This is a genomic window from Sinobaca sp. SA16-1 (genome assembly GCF_059510515.1).
Genome location: NZ_JCAKFL010000002.1, coordinates 40,982 through 56,726 on the forward strand (window position 1 = coordinate 40,982; position 15,745 = coordinate 56,726).

Below are 15,745 nucleotides of genomic sequence, written 5' to 3' on the forward strand. Positions count from 1 at the left end.
GCACACGCACGAAGGATTCTCTTCCCCGGATTCTTCGTGGTATCTTATACACATACCTTTACGAATGCGGGGACAACTCATGAGAAAAAAAATCAAACAGCAGGCCATTGCTTTGTTTCAGAAAAAAGGATTTTCCGATACGTCGATTTCCGATATCGTCGAATCGTTACACGTGACGAAAGGAACCTTTTATTATTATTTTACGAGCAAAGAATCGCTGTTAATGGAAATTCATCTGGACTATATTGAAAACCTTCTGGCCGAACAGCAGGCGCTGTATGAAAAAACACCCCAGTCCGCCTGTGAGAAACTAACAGCCACTGTCATTCTGCTGCTCACAAAAATTAAAGAGGACGGGGCGAGTGCCCGCATATTTTACCGGGAAATGAGGCACCTGCAGGAAACCGGGTATTCGCTGATCGCCGGCAAACGAAATCAATTCCGCCAGCAGATCGAGCAGGTGATTGCAGAAGGGATCAAAAACAATGAATTCCGGCAGGAGCTTCATCCTGCGCTGACCGCTTTGGCACTCCTCGGCATTACCAACTGGAGTTACCAGTGGTTTGATCCGGCCGGTGAACTAAGCGACCGGGAAGCAGCCGATTATTTTGTAGATATGCTGCTGCACGGCATATTGGCAGGAACCCCCTAAACCAGGGGGTTTTTAATTTATGTTATATACATAAAATAACAATATTACGAATAATCAATTAAAATAGTTCAATTACTACGAATTAATTTAATGAATTATGGGGAATTTTCATATTGTTCCGATATTGTAAATAAAATGAAATATACCCACTGTCATTCTCTGTTATGATTGCTATGGCTTCATAAATGGCCATCGATCATAAGGAAGATACATCATGACAGTTTTCAACGTAAATCAAGTAAATACTTAGTATCATCTGCCATCCTTACTGCTTTGGCATTCAGCCCGACAGTAAGTGAAAAAGCTTCTGATTTTGCAGATCCGGGTACAACCAATGCCACAGCAGTACAAAACGAGGCCGCGGCTGAAACAGCGGAACCGGCGCAGACAACTACGTATTTAATCAAAACGGCATCGATATATCGCGTACCTACGCTCAGATGTGGGAAAATGACGGCACGTTTAAAAGCAGCCCGTCTGTCGGCGATGTGATTTCCTTTGAAGGCACGTATGCCACAGCAGCGTCTACATCGGCGATGGTCAAATGATTCATTCTGGAAGCTCCGACGTGGAAACAGTCAATGTGAATGACAGCTACTGGCAGAATTATTACCTCGGCGTCAAATCATTTCAATAAGGTTACCATTAAGCTGTCCGCTTCGGCGGGCAGCTTTTTTGCGCAGCCATATGTCGATCTCCCGGTTTGATGAAAAAGAACTTGTTGTTTTCATGCATACTATATATAATTAATTGAAAACGATTATCATTATCATGAATTTTGGTCGGAACCACGTCTTATTATCTGGATACATACGAGGATTACCTGACTGTAGAGAAAATGACCGGTGCCCCAATGGAATAAACAGGAGGTTTATTAAATGATTCGTCGCTTTGCCCAATACTATAAGCCTTACAAAAAATTATTTTTCTTTACCCTCGTCTGCGGCGTGCTGGCGGCTTTATTGGAACTTGCTTTTCCGCTTGCCGTCAACCGTATTATTGATGACCTGCTTCCAAACGAAAACTGGAACTGGATTATCTGGGGCAGCGCCGCATTGTTCGTCATGTATGTGCTGAACGGCGGCTTTCATTATGTGATTGCCTACTGGGGCCACATGCTGGGCATTAATATTGAAACAGACATGAGGCGTGAGCTGTTTGAGCGTCTGCAGCAGCAGCCCCTGTCCTACTACGATGAAACAAAAACAGGGCACCTGATTTCACGCCTGACCAACGATTTGATGGATATCGGCGAGGTTGCCCACCACGGACCGGAAGAATTTATTGTCGCGTTTATGACGCTTATCGGTGCGTTTACGATTATGCTTACGATCGACTGGCGGCTGGCGGTCATGACGTTTATTCTCGTACCGGTGTTTATTGCATTAACCTACGTGTTGGGCAAACAGATGGCATACGCCATGTCGTCTATGTTCAAAAACATTGGAAATTTCAACGCGAGAGTGGAAAACAACATTACCGGTATCCGCGTTGTCAAAGCGTTTGCCAATGAAAAATTTGAAATCGATCGTTTTGCGGAAGACAACGGGCGTTTTCGTGCTTCCAAGCTGGATTCTTACAAAATCATGGCCCTTCACGTCACATCAAGCCAGATTATGATGAAATTCCTGCTGTTGTTTGTGTTGATGGCCGGTACCTGGTCGATTATGAACAACCGGATTACGAATGGAGAATTTGTGGCTTTTGTCCTCCTGACCAACGTCATGATTAAACCGATCCAGCAGCTAAATGCCGTCATGGAAATGTACCCGAAAGGAATCGCCGGTTTCAGACGCTACCTGGATTTACTGGATGCGACCGAAACAAATGCTGAAGCTTCCGAAGGGCAAACGCCGGTCCAGGTAAACGGCGACATCCGCTATGAAAATGTCTCATTTTCCTATGACAGCCAAACGCCGGTGCTTCGTAACATCAATGCGTCTATTCCTGCCGGAACCACGGCAGCGTTTATCGGTCCATCCGGTTCGGGGAAAACAACGATAAGCAACCTGCTGCCCCGCTTTTATGAACTAACCGGGGGACGTATTACAATAGACGGCATCGATATTAAAGATATAAATATGGTGTCGCTGCGCAGCCACATCGGTATTGTTCAGCAGGATGTATTTTTGTTTGACGGCACCATCCGCGACAATATTGCATACGGAAAGCTGCACGCATCGGAAACAGAAATCCTGGGAGCCGTTGAAAAAGCGCAGCTCAGAGACGTAGTCGCGGCTCTCCCGGACGGCCTGGATACAAAAATAGGCGAGCGCGGGGTAAAACTATCCGGCGGGCAGAAACAGCGTCTGTCAATTGCACGCATGTTTTTGAAAAATCCGGCTATCCTTATCCTAGATGAAGCCACTTCTGCATTGGATACCGAAACAGAGGCACTGATTCAAACCGCCCTCGAAGAGCTTTCCGAGGGACGAACGACTATTATTATTGCACACCGACTGGCGACTATTAAGCAGGCGGACGCTATTTTTGTTATGACCAAAAAGGGCATTGTCGAGCGGGGTTCCCATGCCGAATTATTGGCGGAAAATGGACTCTACACACGCTTATACCAATCCCAGTTTCCATTTGAATACGCGTAATAAAAAAAGAAGCCCTTCACAGCTTCTTTTTTTTGACATTATTTTTCAGAATAATTAAAATTTATTTTTAAAAACGCTTGACTGTATTATAACAATAAACTATACTTCTAATTAACCTATAACAAACAAATCGAGGAGGTTTCTCTTATGAGAAAAGAAATGGGAAAAGACAACGAAAGCAGGTACACACCGAATCAGGAGGAACAGTCCATTATGCAGATGATTAACGATTACCACGGCCACCGCTGATACTTTATATATCCAGAACTTGTCCATCACCGGGCAGGTTTTTTTGTGTTTTATAACAGAAATATAAAAAAGGAATCAGCTTTCTTTTGTAAAAGAGGGGCTGTACGCTGATTAAAAATCACTAGAACGGGAAATGTTTTATAAAAACACGAAAGAAAGCAGGGATCGCATGCAAAAGCAGAGGAACGGGGTTCTTCTCGAAGTCGTCCAAGCAGATATTGCGTCTCAGACAGATATGGAAGCCGTCGTCAATGCAGCTAATGCCGAACTTCAAATGGGGGGTGGAGTAGCCGGAGCTCTTCACAGGGCAGCGGGACCAAAGCTGGCCGCAGCCGGGAAAAAATACGCCCCTATCAGGCCCGGAGAAGCGGTGATTACAGAGGCCTTCAATCTTCCCAACCACTATGTTATTCACTGCCTGGGACCTGTCTATGGAAAAGATAAACCCGAAGAGGAAATGTTGACCGGCTGTTACACAGAGGCTTTAAAAAGGGCGGAAGAGAATACGATTACAAGTGTGGCTTTCCCGTCCTTATCAACAGGAGCGTTCGGGTACCCTTTGGAGGAAGCAGCCCCTGCAGCTTTGCATGCTGTACTGGAGATGATTCCCTCTCTTCAGCATGTGAAGCATATTCGCTTTGTATTATTCAGCAAGACAGATGCCTCTGTTTATGAACGTTTACTCAAAACAATCGTTTAAAACAAACAGCAGCCTTTCTAGTCATGTAACAGGCATTTCTTTGATAGTCTTGTTCCACTGCATTACAATTTAACTCCAGAACCTCAATAACAAATAGAGGTTTTCTTATTGTAAGAAATGCAGTATGTCAGCAAAACCTTAAGTAAAAGCTGCCCATTGGTTTACTCCACTATTTAATGGTGAGAGGCTTTTTATCAGTGCCTATTAATTGGAGAGTTTACTTTGTTGTTTAAAAATCCTGTTTTAAACGCGATCATGATAATACTTGTTATTCTTGGAGCTTTATCCTACATAAATGTGCTTTTTCATTTTTTTCAAGGCAATTCTCTAAGTTCAAATCAAACGTTCGTCTTGATTGGGTGTACTATTGCTGTAATCTATTTTCTGTTCGCCTGGATTCTTAACAAAAAATCGCCTGATTAAATGAGAGGAATACAAAGGAGGGGGCTTGTGAATCCTTTTTATCCCCTACAACCATTCGTATTGTTAATGAGTTAAAAATAAATCTCCTGAATGAAATCCTGATTCTTGACATTGTTCGTCATTCGCCCTAAGATATACAAGTAATTCTGACTTATAAGATAGGATTAAGGGGTGAAGTGAATGTCTACTATTGTACAGCCGGTATCGGAACAAAAATCGGCTGAAAAGAAATCTTCTACATTAAATAAGCCGCAAAACGGCTTGATTATAGGAGGCCTGCTTGTTTCGGCCGTCCTTTTGGTGTTTCTGCTTCTGACACAGGATATCGTACAGCCGCTGCTGCTTGTGATTGGGCTGCTGCTGGGCTATACGCTGTTTCATGCCAGATTTGGGTTCACTTCGGCTTTTCGGAGGCTGGCGAGTGTTGGAAACGGCCAGTCACTTCGGGCCCACATGCTGATGCTCGCGGTAGCGGTTACGCTGTTTGCACCGATTCTGGCAACAAGCTTTTCCTTTTTTGGAGGAACACCAGCCGGGTACGTATCACCGGTCGGTGTCAGCCTTATCGTTGGCGCTTTTATCTTCGGTATCGGCATGCAGCTTGGAGGGGGATGTGCATCCGGCACGCTTTATGCGGTCGGGGGCGGACGTTCCGTGATGTTCATCACGCTGCTGTTTTTTATCATCGGTTCGACGATCGGTGCCGCTCATTTTGATTTCTGGATGGAAGACATGCCTGCGGCGGAACCATTCTCGCTGGCTACGTCCACGGGACTCGGTTACAGTGGAGCCTGGCTCGTCTCATTAGGGATATTTGCTGTTATCGCCGCGGTTACCCTCATTATTGAGAAAAAGCGCCGCCCGCCGAAAATGGCAGCAGTGCCGTCCGAAAAAGGATGGCGCCGGATCTTCCGCGGCTCGTGGCCGCTGTTCGCCGCGGCGATTATTTTAGCCGTGCTTAATGCAGTAACGCTCGCGACACGGGATCAGCCATGGGGCGTAACGTCTGCTTTCACCCTCTGGGGATCGAAAGCCGCGTATGCAATGGGATTTGACGTAGAGAGCTGGAGCTACTGGGCCGGTGACCTGACGGCTCTTCACGGTTCTATTTTCGCCGATTCCACAACCATTTTGAACTTTGGCGTTATTCTGGGAGCGTTTCTTGCTTCCGCGGCCGGCGGCCTGTTTTCCTTCACGAAAATAAAAGCCGGCAACGCTGCCGCCTCTGTTATCGGCGGCCTGCTGATGGGATATGGCGCCCGCCTCGCTTTTGGCTGCAACATCGGCGCGTATTTCGGCGGGATAGCGTCTTTCAGCGCCCACGGTTATATCTGGGGCGTGATGGCGCTGGCCGGCACGTTTTTAGCGCTGTTTCTCCGGCCGTTGTTCGGATTGTCAGTCCCCAAACCAAAAGATACCTTCTGCTGAGGCAGAAACAGCAGCATCAAAAACCCTTCCTTTATACAAAAGGAAGGGTTTTTCAGCTTGTCGAGAAACTGTTCCTTTTTGTATATCCATACATTATCTCGAATACTTTAAAAGTCTTTTGTGAAAAAAAAGAAGAAAAATAAACAGGGGTGACTCCTGCAGAACAGCCATAGGAGAAGATAAAGAGGTGTTTTCCCCTCTTTAGCTGAGGCATGGCCTGCGGAAAGCACCCCTGTAAAGGTTTTTTATAAAAATACCTATATTTTGTCTTTTTCTGTTCACACCGGTATTTTAAGAAAAAATTGCATTTTTTAAAATAAATAAGTGAAAACACTTGACTGTATTATAACAACAATATATACTCAGTACTATAATATAACAAAAACAAGGAGGCTTTCCACATGAAAAACGAAACGAAAAAAGAAGGCGAAAACCGTTTTATCCCAACGAATGAGGAACAGTCCGTGCTTCAAATGATTAACGAGTACCACGGCCGCCGCTAATCAAATAAATACAAAAAGCCGGAGTTCCTGGGAACTCCGGCTTTTTTTGTGCTGTATTATGACAGTTCAAAACCGACCGGCTGCGCAGAATGGAAAAACAAACGTATATTCGCTACAATAGGAATACAGAGGTGAACGAGATATGAAAAAACAAACATTATCCGAGCTGATTTCTCTTATTAAAGAAGAAGGAAGCGATCAAATAGAACATTGGCATACGGTGGAAGAAACGGCGGCTAAGACAGCCGCTTTTCCGGTGAGCCTTGATACCCGTATCCGGGAAACGCTGACCAGGAGGGGGGTCGAATCTCTATACACGCACCAGGCTTCCGCCTTTGAAAAAGCCTACGCCCAGAAGCAGAGCTTTGTGGCCGTGACCCCAACGGCTTCTGGAAAAACGCTCTGCTATAACCTTCCCGTGCTGCAGTCTATTTTAGATGACAAAGAAAGCCGCGCGCTGTATTTGTTTCCCACCAAAGCGCTGGCCCAGGATCAGATGCATGAAATTAATGCCTTTATTGATGAGCTGGGGGAGCCGATCAAAAGCTTTACGTACGATGGGGACACGTCTCCGACGATTCGGCAGGCGATCCGGAAAGCCGGCCACGTCGTAATGACCAATCCCGATATGCTGCATTCGGCCATTCTGCCTCATCATACGAAGTGGGTGGCATTGTTTGAAAACCTTAAGTATATCGTTGTCGACGAGCTTCATACGTACCGGGGAGTGTTTGGCAGCCATGTAGCCAATGTCCTGCGCCGCCTGAAACGGATTGCTGCCTACTATGGCAGTGACCCCGTTTTTATCAGCACGTCCGCGACGATCGCCAACCCGAAGGAATTGGCCGAAACCCTCACGGGCAAAGAAACGGCGCTGATCAATAACAACGGCGCACCGACCGGCAGAAAACATTTTGTGTTTTACAATCCGCCGATTGTCAATGAATCGATGAATATCCGCAAAGGGGCGACGTCTGAAGTAAACCGCTGGGCGTCCCGTTTTTTAAAGGAAAACATCCAGACGATTATTTTTGCAAGGAGCCGGACGCGGGTAGAGGTTATTCTCAGTCAGCTGCAGACACTCGTCCGTAAAGAGCTGGGCATGAAAAGCATTCAGGGGTACCGCGGCGGCTACCTCCCCAATGAACGCCGGGCGATTGAGCGGGGCCTCCGTACCGGGGACGTGATGGGCGTTGTCAGTACAAACGCGCTGGAGCTTGGCATCGATATCGGCCAGCTCCAGGTGTGCATTATGACAGGCTATCCCGGCAGTATTGCCAGCGCCTGGCAGCAGGCGGGACGGGCGGGACGCAGGCAGGAAGAATCGTTGATACTGCTTGTCGCAAGCTCCGCGCCGCTCGATCAATACATGATGCAGCATCCGGAATACTTATTTGAACAGAATCCGGAAACCGCACGGATTCATCCGGAAAATTTAATTATTTTAGTTGATCATTTAAAATGTGCCGCCTTTGAGCTTCCATTTAAAGAAGGGGACACATTTGACGGCCTCGATATTACCGATGTGCTGGAATACCTGGCGGAAGAACAGGTGCTGCACCACCGCGTGAACAAATGGTACTGGATGAGCGATTCGTTTCCGGCCCACGGCATCAGCCTCCGTTCGGCGTCCCAGGAAAATGTCGTTATCATCGACCAGACGATTCCTTCCCAGTCCAAAGTGATCGGGGAAATGGACCGTTTCAGCGCAATGACGCTGCTGCATGACGAGGCAGTCTACCTCCATCAGGGCATTCAGTACCAGGTCGAGAAGCTCGACTGGGAGGAGAAGAAGGCGTTTGTCGAAGAAGTGCGCGTGGACTATTACACGGACGCCAACCTTGCAGTGGAACTGAAAGTACTCGAAGAAGACGAATCAGCTGTTTTTGATTTTTATGAAGCGGCCTACGGCGATGTGATGGTCCACGCCAAAGCCACGATCTTCAAAAAAATTAAGCTCGGCAGCTTTGAAAACATCGGTTCAGGTCCGATTTACCTTCCTGAAGAAGAGCTGCATACAAACGCCTGCTGGCTGAGCTTTCCGGATCACGTACTGGAACAGTTTGGAAAAGACCCTCTCGAGCAGGCACTGACGGGACTGGCCCAGATTATCCGCCACGTTGCGCCGGTCCATGTGATGTGTGACCAGAGCGATCTTCACGTCGTGCCACAGATGAAAGCCACCCACTCAGAAAAGCCAACGATTTTTATTTACGACCGGTATCCGGGCGGGACGGGGCTTGCTTCCAGCTTGTACAAACAGCTTCCCCGCCTCATTAAAGAGTGCCGCCAGCTCATCCAGGGGTGCCCGTGCACATCAGGCTGCCCTTCCTGTGTCGGACTCGATACCGGCATGGAAGAGACCAAATGGCTGACGCTGCGCTTTATAGCGGAGCTGGAAAAAGCCGAAAAGCAGGAGGTGCCGGCCGATGAAACATAAGCTGCAGCGCATGAAAAATCACCTGTCGCTGCCGGACAAGCAGAAAAAAGCGGAAAATCCTCAGCCGGACCGGCCGGTTGCCGGAATTCCTTACCAAAAAGAGTGGGAAGCGGTGCAGGGGTTTCCGCTGTATTTTGAAGACCGCCATATTATGAAGCGGGAAATTGTTTATCCGCTTGACTACCAGCACGGCAAACACCGCCTCGAGGATATCTTTTCCGTTTTTGCACGATGGGCCGCGACCGAAGAAGTGCACCCGCTTCATCCGGAAGGACGGCGCCCGGAAGACCTGCTTTTTTTTGATACCGAAACAACCGGACTGAGCGGCGGCACCGGCAACATGATTTTTCTTTTAGGCGACGCCCGCTTTAAAGAGAATCACGTGACCGTAACGCAGTATTTTCTGCCGGGACCGGAAGCGGAAGTCGCGTTTTACCATCATTTTCTCACCGACGTGCCTTCCATGAAGCACCTGGTCACCTATAACGGAAAATCATTTGACTGGCCGCAGCTCCGCACACGCCATACGCTTTTGCGCCGGGAGGTGCCAAACCTGCCGCAGTTCGGCCATTTTGACCTGCTTCATGCCTCCAGGAGGTTGTTTAAATACTCGCTGGAGTCATGCAGGCTCTCGATTGTGGAACACGACGTGCTTCAATTTGAACGGGTGGACGATACGCCGGGGTACATGGCTCCGATGCTTTATTTTGACTTTCTAAACGACCCGAACCCCGGGTTTATAGAAGGCATCCTTCAGCACAACGAATGGGACGTGCTGTCACTTATTACGCTCTATATTGAACTGTCGCAGCGCGTGCTCGAAGAAGCACCCTCGGGCCGGGAGTCGTACGAAATCGGACGCTGGTTCGAACAGCAGGGTGAAACGAAAAAAGCGCTCTGGTGCTACCGCAAAAGCGGGGCAGAGGAGCTGATGGGTGAAGAGTGGCAGGAAAAATGCCTGCTGGCGCATGCCGATCTGCTCAGAAAAGAAAAGCGGCTGGAAGAGGCCGAAGAAAAATGGCTGCTCGTCTGGAGCGCTCAGCAGCGCCTCGCCCCCGCAGCGGCGGTGGAGCTTGCCAAATACTACGAGCATCAGGTGAAAAACCGCCGGCAGGCGCTGGAGCTCGTGCAGCAGGCTGCCGCGCTGCCGGCAGACCAGCTGTCCGATAAACAGAAATCAGATCTGGCCAAACGGGCCGGCCGGCTGGAACACAAGCTCAGCCAAGGAGGACCATAACATGAAAACCGTTGCCGTAACGGGATACAAACCGCACGAACTCGGCATTTTTAAACCAGATGCCAAAGAAATCAAATTTATAAAAAAAGCACTGGAGCGCCGCATTCTCGCGCTGCTTGACAACGGCCTGGAATGGGTCATTATTTCCGGCCAGCCCGGGGTCGAGCTGTGGGCGGGCGAAGTAGTGGTCCAGATGAAAGAAGAATGGGAGGACTTGAAGCTTGCTGTGCTGCCGCCTTTTCTGGAACAGGAGAAAATCTGGCCGGAACCGGCCCAGCTTGCTTACGCGGAACTGTTGAAACAGGCGGACTTTGTGAAGCCCATTTCAAATGCTAAATATACAAACCCAAGCCAGCTCCGTGCTAAAAATGATTTTATTATCGGCCACACGGAAGGGCTGCTGCTGCTGTATGATGAGGACATGACGGGAACGCCGAAATTTTACCTGGGACCTGCCGAAACGAGACAGGAACACGACGGCTATGAAATCATCTGGGTTACCCCGCAGGACATTCAGGATGTGGTGGAAGAAGAGCAGTGGCTCTAAACCAGTGCATGAAAAATCAAGATCAGGGGTATAGGCACACGTATGATATGATACAATCATTTTGATACAGAATATTACGACATGAGGTGAGCTTGAATGGAAAATACCAGACTAAGCGCAAAAGAGATTTTAGACAAAGACTTTAAAAGCAGTGTAAAAGGATACAATAAAGACGAAGTGGACCAGTTTTTGGATCTTGTGATTCAGGATTATGAAACGTTTGAAAACCGCATCCGTGACCTGGAACAGTCCAGCAACGGCTCCAGTGCTTCCACCGCGCCGATTACATCATCAAGAGAATCCAGACGCGATCACACCGACGACAATGAAAGCACGGCTGCCGGCAGCACCAATTACGATATTCTCCGCCGCCTGTCCAACCTGGAAAAAGAAGTATTCGGCAAAAAGCTCTACGACGAAAATTCCCGTTAATCGGAACGGATGAATACTATTTATATTGATGGAGCAAGTGCCGGCAGCCCGGGGTATTCGGGTGCCGGCATTCATATTAAGCCGGGCGGCGGCGGTGCGGAGAGCCGGGCTGTGCCGCTTGGCGTGCGGACCAACCACGAAGCGGAATTTATGGCGCTGCGCCTGGCTCTTCTTTATTGTGTAGAGCACGGCTGGGAGTCTGCGGTCATCTGTACCGATTCGAAGGTGGTGGATGATGCCGTGGCTAAACGCTACGTAAAAAATCCGGTGTTTGCTTTCCACCTGCAGGAAAGCCTGCTCATTTTGGAAGAGCACCCTTTGTATTTTATTAAGTGGATTCCTTCCTCGAAAAATAAAGCAGCAGACCAGCTATCCAAACAGGCCGTGCAGAAAGAGAAAAGAAAGCACGATGCATAGTTGCGTAAATGCACAAGAACGGATATAATTGCACATGGTCTTAGATCATGCTGAAAGCATTCTAGGCAATCGCTGTACTCTTCGATGAGTGCAGAGGAAAGTCCATGCTCGCACAGCCTGGGATGGCTGTAGTGTTCGTGCCTGACGAATGCATAAGTCAGGGCATCTCTTTTTAAGGGATGACGGCGGAGAAGTAACCTACGTCGCAAGATATGGTTACGGTATCCTTAATGTGCCACAGTGACGTAGTTTTTCCGGAAACGGAAAAAGTGGAACGGGGTAAACCCCTCGAGCGAGAAACCCAAAATAAGGTAGGGGCGCCTTTCGGAAGGAACCAAACGGAAAGAAAGGGCAGATTCGTCTGCAGATAGATGATTGCCGCCGGAGTGCGAGGTTAAGAGCCGTTTTAGCACGAAGGAACAGAACATGGCTTACATGAATGCTTTCAGCATATAAAAACCCCTGTTTTCAGGGGTTTTTTCTATGTATATAATAGATACTATACAGAACATCTGGTTTGAAAAAGCAGCCGTGCAGGCTACAGGAGAGATAATATGGAACAGAACGTAACGATTATTGCAACATCCACGATGGGGCTTGAAGCAATCGTGGCTAAAGAAGTAAAGGATCTCGGCTACACAAATACCCAAATTGAAAACGGCAAGGTCATTATCGAGGCCCCGCTTTCGGCCGTTCCCCGCCTGAACATGTGGCTGCGTACCTCCGACCGGATTAAACTGCAGCTCGGCTCGTTTCAGGCGCGCACGTTTGATGATTTATTCGAAAAAACGAAAGCCCTGCCCTGGGAAGACATTCTTCCGGAAAATGCGGCTTTTCCTGTGACCGGACGCTCGGTTAAATCAACGTTGTACAGCGTCCCCGACTGCCAGGCGATTGTAAAAAAGGCGATCGTGGAGCGGTTGAAGCAGACGTATAAAAAAGAGTGGTTTTTTGAAGACGGCTTTTTATTCAAAGTGGAAGTGGCTATTTTAAAAGACGAAGTCTCGCTTACGCTCGATACTACAGGTGTCGGCCTTCATAAGCGCGGATACCGGTCGCTGCACAGCGCCGCTCCGTTAAAAGAAACGCTTGCCGCTGCGATGATTAAGCTCAGCCACTGGAACCCGGATTACCCGCTCGTTGACCCTTTCTGCGGATCCGGCACGATTCCGATTGAAGCCGCCCTCATCGGCCGGAATATTGCCCCTGGCATCAACCGCTTTTTTGACTCGGAAGACTGGGGCATTCTAAAAAAAGAATGGTGGGACCAGGCCCGCGAGGAAGCGGACGATAAAGCGAACTACGACCTGCCGCTTGATATTACCGGCAGTGACATTGACCACCGGATGGTGGAGCTTGCTATAGAAAACACCGAAGAAGCCGGACTGCAGGACGCGATTACCTACAAGCAGATGCAGGCGGTCGACTTTACGACAAATAAAGAGTACGGCTCGATTATTACAAACCCCCCTTACGGCGAACGCGTCGGGGAAAAAGAAGAAGTTAAAGAGCTGTACCGGAACCTCGGCAAGATCTGGAAGCCGCTCTCCACATGGTCGGTTTATATTATTACGTCTGATGAAAAGTTTGAAAATACGTACGGCGCGAAAGCCACTAAAAAGCGCAAGCTTTACAATGGCAACATCCGCACCGATTATTACCAGTACTGGGGAGAGCGTCCGCCGCGCCGCAGTTAATACCAAAACGTCCTTTTTCTCCGTTCCCGGAAAAAAAGGACGTTTTGTTTCGCGCCGGCAGCGATAGGGAATATCTGTTACTAGCCAGCAAAGGAGGGGCAGAAGATGGAACAGCCGAAGCTTTGGAACCTATCGATTGAAAAAGACGGACAGTGGCACAGCGTTGGAAACGTCCATGAAGCGAACGTATCTGATGAACAAAACGAGGTCATCCAGCTGCGGGAGGAAGACGCGGCTGCACTGGCCGGGGAAACAGGCAGAATCCGCCTCGACCGCCAGCGCCTGAGCCGTCCGGACCGCCCGGAAGGTATCGAAGAATTAACGATTCATGATTGGACATTGAAAGGGACGACCGTGATTGTCGAAAACACGGCGCGCGATATTACCCATTCTTTTTCCTCCATTGAAGGATAAAAAAAGCCGGCCGCCATGGCCGGCTTTCTTATTTATTCCGGATGGGCGGTATCTTCCATGCGGGGATTTGAAAAGTTCAGGTAATCGATCGTTTCGTCATAGGTAATATCCATGCCGTCGATATACCATTGATCCTGAGGGTTTACAAAAAACTGAATGCCGCTTTTCTCAAGGATATAGGCAGTATTTTCCGGATTTTCCCTGCTCACACCGATGGAAAATCCGCCGGAGCCGACGCCGCCGACACGGACAAACAATCTCAGGTGGTCGCCTGCCTGCATGCCCATTTCCTTTTGATAATGCAGAGCCGCGGCTTCGCTGATGGATAAATTCATAGTATCCCGCCTTTCCTTCTTCTTTATATCATGAATAGAAAATTCTTTCAAAATTCCTGCAGGATTGTTTATACTTAAAGAGAAAGTATTTCCAGTAACGAAATATCTATAATGGAGGACGTAACGATGACGACACTTAATCAAGACCTGGAACAGGCATTCCGGAGCCATTTAAAGAAGATCAGCGCCTATGAACAGGCAATTGGTCTGTTAAACTGGGACTCCCGCACGGGGGCACCGAAAAAAGGAATCGATGAACGGGCGGATGTGGCAGGGATGATGGCCACCGAGCTGTTTAAAATTAAAACGTCTGATGAAACAGCAAAATATTTACATGCGGTGCTCGGCCACCAGGGGACCGATGTATCGGATACATCCAAAAAAGCCGCTGCGGAATTGAAAAAAGAATACGACCGCATGACAAAAATACCCGAAGCAGAGTTTCAAGAATACAGCATTCTGACTGCCAAGTCGGAAAGCGTATGGGAAGAGGCGAAAGAGGCCGATGACTTTGCGATGTTTGAACCGTACCTGGAGAAAATTGTAGATTTCAGCCGCCGGTTCGCCGACCACTGGGGCTATGACTCCCACCCGTATAATGCGCTGCTTGAAGACTATGAGCCGGGCATGACAGTCGATAAACTGGATGCAATTTTCGCGAAAGTGCGGGAAGGGTTAATTCCACTCGTCGAAGGGGTCACCTCCTCCGACCAAAAGCCAAAGACGGATTTTCTGTTTTCCATGTTTCCGAAAGACAAGCAGCGGGCTTTCAGCCTGGATGTATTAAAGCAGATGACGTATGACTTTGAAGCGGGCCGCCTGGATGAGACGGTGCATCCTTTTGCGATCGGGTTAAATCCAAACGATGTCCGGGTTACAACGAAGTATGATGAAGCGGACTTTCGGACGGCGGTCTTCGGTACAATCCACGAGGGCGGGCATGCGCTGTACGAACAGAATATTGCCGACGAACTGGCCGGAACGATTTTAAGCGATGGCGCCTCGATGGGCATTCATGAATCCCAGTCGCTGTTCTGGGAGAATTTTGTCGGCCGGCACCCGAAATTCTGGGAGAAAAACTACGAGCTGCTGCAGTCTTATGCACCGGACCAATTTACAGGAGTGTCCCTGCAGGAATTTTACCGGGCAATCAATGAAGCAAAGCCCTCCCTGATCCGGATTGAAGCGGACGAGCTCACATACTGCCTGCATATCATTCTCCGTTATGAAATGGAAAAGCAGCTGATCGAAGGCAGCCTGAAAGTAAAAGACCTTCCCCGCGTATGGAATGAAAAAATGCAGGAGTATCTGGGCGTCACGCCACCATCGAACGACAAAGGCGTCCTTCAGGATGTACACTGGGCGTTTGGCGCTTTCGGCTACTTTCCGTCCTATGCGCTCGGCTATATTTATGCCGCCCAGTTAAAAGCCGCAATGGACAAGGACCTGCCGGCATTTGATGAACTGGTGGAGCAGGGGGACCTGGAGCCGATCCGCGAGTGGATGACGGCAAACATTCATCAATATGGGCGCAGCAAAACGCCGATTGAACTAATCAAAGACGCCACCGGCGAAGAAATTAATCCCGATTATTTACTGAGCTATTTATCGGACAAGTACAAAGACCTCTATCAGTTTAGCTGAGTTGGCATATAAATTGCATACTAC

15 protein-coding genes and 1 other RNA gene are annotated in these 15,745 nt (G+C 48.5%); 14 read left to right on the forward strand and 2 right to left on the reverse strand.

The window, feature by feature from the left end:
- Positions 1–79: 79 nt before the first annotated feature.
- Positions 80–652, forward strand: a complete 573-nt coding sequence (locus AC5W2J_RS04315; RefSeq protein ID WP_496058261.1) for a TetR/AcrR family transcriptional regulator — start codon at positions 80–82, stop codon at positions 650–652.
- 224 nt (positions 653–876) lie between these two features.
- Here the strand turns inward: AC5W2J_RS04315 and AC5W2J_RS04320 are convergent, their stop codons facing one another.
- Positions 877–1,059: a hypothetical protein gene (locus AC5W2J_RS04320; RefSeq protein ID WP_496058262.1), complete on the reverse strand. Its 183-nt coding sequence runs from the start codon at positions 1,057–1,059 to the stop codon at positions 877–879.
- Between the two features lie 137 nt (positions 1,060–1,196).
- Here AC5W2J_RS04320 and AC5W2J_RS04325 point away from each other — a divergent pair, with 137 nt between their 5' ends.
- The 12 genes from AC5W2J_RS04325 (at position 1,197) to AC5W2J_RS04380 (ending at position 13,742) form a co-directional block, all read left to right on the forward strand.
- A complete protein-coding gene (locus AC5W2J_RS04325) occupies positions 1,197–1,289 on the forward strand; it encodes a hypothetical protein (protein ID WP_496058263.1) in 93 nt (30 codons plus the stop codon).
- A gap of 241 nt (positions 1,290–1,530) precedes the next feature.
- Positions 1,531–3,255 (forward strand): ABC transporter ATP-binding protein, encoded by a 1,725-nt coding sequence (locus tag AC5W2J_RS04330; protein WP_496058264.1) that lies wholly within the window; start codon positions 1,531–1,533, stop codon positions 3,253–3,255.
- A 418-nt stretch (positions 3,256–3,673) separates the two neighbouring features.
- Entirely contained in the window at positions 3,674–4,204 is a 531-nt protein-coding gene (locus tag AC5W2J_RS04335) for a macro domain-containing protein (protein ID WP_496058265.1), read from the forward strand.
- A gap of 603 nt (positions 4,205–4,807) precedes the next feature.
- Positions 4,808–6,055 (forward strand): YeeE/YedE family protein, encoded by a 1,248-nt coding sequence (locus AC5W2J_RS04340; protein ID WP_496058266.1) that lies wholly within the window; start codon positions 4,808–4,810, stop codon positions 6,053–6,055.
- A gap of 645 nt (positions 6,056–6,700) precedes the next feature.
- The gene (locus AC5W2J_RS04345; protein WP_496058267.1) at positions 6,701–8,998 is read left to right on the forward strand and encodes a DEAD/DEAH box helicase; all 2,298 of its coding nucleotides are present in this window, start codon (positions 6,701–6,703) and stop codon (positions 8,996–8,998) included.
- Positions 8,988–10,235: a ribonuclease H-like domain-containing protein gene (locus AC5W2J_RS04350; protein WP_496058268.1), complete on the forward strand. Its 1,248-nt coding sequence runs from the start codon at positions 8,988–8,990 to the stop codon at positions 10,233–10,235. Before AC5W2J_RS04345 ends, AC5W2J_RS04350 begins: the two co-directional genes overlap by 11 nt.
- A 1-nt stretch (position 10,236) precedes the next feature.
- Entirely contained in the window at positions 10,237–10,782 is a 546-nt protein-coding gene (locus tag AC5W2J_RS04355) for an SLOG family protein (protein WP_496058269.1), read from the forward strand.
- A gap of 96 nt (positions 10,783–10,878) precedes the next feature.
- Complete coding sequence (gene gpsB, locus AC5W2J_RS04360; RefSeq protein WP_496058270.1) at positions 10,879–11,214, forward strand: cell division regulator GpsB; 336 nt, start codon at positions 10,879–10,881, stop codon at positions 11,212–11,214.
- Between the two features lie 9 nt (positions 11,215–11,223).
- Complete coding sequence (locus tag AC5W2J_RS04365) at positions 11,224–11,631, forward strand: RNase H family protein (protein WP_496058271.1); 408 nt, start codon at positions 11,224–11,226, stop codon at positions 11,629–11,631.
- Between the two features lie 57 nt (positions 11,632–11,688).
- Positions 11,689–12,070, forward strand: an RNA gene (gene rnpB / locus AC5W2J_RS04370) — RNase P RNA component class B.
- Between the two features lie 115 nt (positions 12,071–12,185).
- A complete protein-coding gene (locus AC5W2J_RS04375) occupies positions 12,186–13,328 on the forward strand; it encodes a THUMP domain-containing class I SAM-dependent RNA methyltransferase (protein WP_496058272.1) in 1,143 nt (380 codons plus the stop codon).
- Between the two features lie 105 nt (positions 13,329–13,433).
- Positions 13,434–13,742, forward strand: a complete 309-nt coding sequence (locus AC5W2J_RS04380; RefSeq protein ID WP_496058273.1) for a hypothetical protein — start codon at positions 13,434–13,436, stop codon at positions 13,740–13,742.
- A gap of 32 nt (positions 13,743–13,774) precedes the next feature.
- Here AC5W2J_RS04380 and AC5W2J_RS04385 read toward each other — a convergent pair whose 3' ends face one another.
- Positions 13,775–14,077, reverse strand: coding sequence for an iron-sulfur cluster biosynthesis family protein (locus AC5W2J_RS04385; protein WP_496058274.1), 303 nt, complete (start codon positions 14,075–14,077; stop codon positions 13,775–13,777).
- 126 nt (positions 14,078–14,203) lie between these two features.
- On the opposite strand from AC5W2J_RS04385, the gene AC5W2J_RS04390 reads away from it, so the two are divergent.
- A complete protein-coding gene (locus AC5W2J_RS04390; RefSeq protein WP_496058275.1) occupies positions 14,204–15,721 on the forward strand; it encodes a carboxypeptidase M32 in 1,518 nt (505 codons plus the stop codon).
- Positions 15,722–15,745 lie beyond the last annotated feature (24 nt).

Bases quoted from the DNA above. Each gene is read 5' to 3' on its own strand.
- AC5W2J_RS04390 (WP_496058275.1), top strand. From the start codon at position 14,204: ATGACGACACTTAATCAAGACCTGGAACAGGCATTCCGGAGCCATTTA.
- AC5W2J_RS04385 (WP_496058274.1), bottom strand. From the start codon at position 14,077: ATGAATTTATCCATCAGCGAAGCCGCGGCTCTGCATTATCAAAAGGAA.
- AC5W2J_RS04355 (WP_496058269.1), top strand. From the start codon at position 10,237: ATGAAAACCGTTGCCGTAACGGGATACAAACCGCACGAACTCGGCATT.
- AC5W2J_RS04315 (WP_496058261.1), top strand. From the start codon at position 80: ATGAGAAAAAAAATCAAACAGCAGGCCATTGCTTTGTTTCAGAAAAAA.
- gpsB (WP_496058270.1), top strand. From the start codon at position 10,879: ATGGAAAATACCAGACTAAGCGCAAAAGAGATTTTAGACAAAGACTTT.
- AC5W2J_RS04365 (WP_496058271.1), top strand. From the start codon at position 11,224: ATGAATACTATTTATATTGATGGAGCAAGTGCCGGCAGCCCGGGGTAT.
- AC5W2J_RS04375 (WP_496058272.1), top strand. From the start codon at position 12,186: ATGGAACAGAACGTAACGATTATTGCAACATCCACGATGGGGCTTGAA.
- AC5W2J_RS04325 (WP_496058263.1), top strand. From the start codon at position 1,197: ATGATTCATTCTGGAAGCTCCGACGTGGAAACAGTCAATGTGAATGAC.
- AC5W2J_RS04330 (WP_496058264.1), top strand. From the start codon at position 1,531: ATGATTCGTCGCTTTGCCCAATACTATAAGCCTTACAAAAAATTATTT.
- AC5W2J_RS04335 (WP_496058265.1), top strand. From the start codon at position 3,674: ATGCAAAAGCAGAGGAACGGGGTTCTTCTCGAAGTCGTCCAAGCAGAT.
- AC5W2J_RS04340 (WP_496058266.1), top strand. From the start codon at position 4,808: ATGTCTACTATTGTACAGCCGGTATCGGAACAAAAATCGGCTGAAAAG.
- AC5W2J_RS04350 (WP_496058268.1), top strand. From the start codon at position 8,988: ATGAAACATAAGCTGCAGCGCATGAAAAATCACCTGTCGCTGCCGGAC.
- AC5W2J_RS04380 (WP_496058273.1), top strand. From the start codon at position 13,434: ATGGAACAGCCGAAGCTTTGGAACCTATCGATTGAAAAAGACGGACAG.
- AC5W2J_RS04345 (WP_496058267.1), top strand. From the start codon at position 6,701: ATGAAAAAACAAACATTATCCGAGCTGATTTCTCTTATTAAAGAAGAA.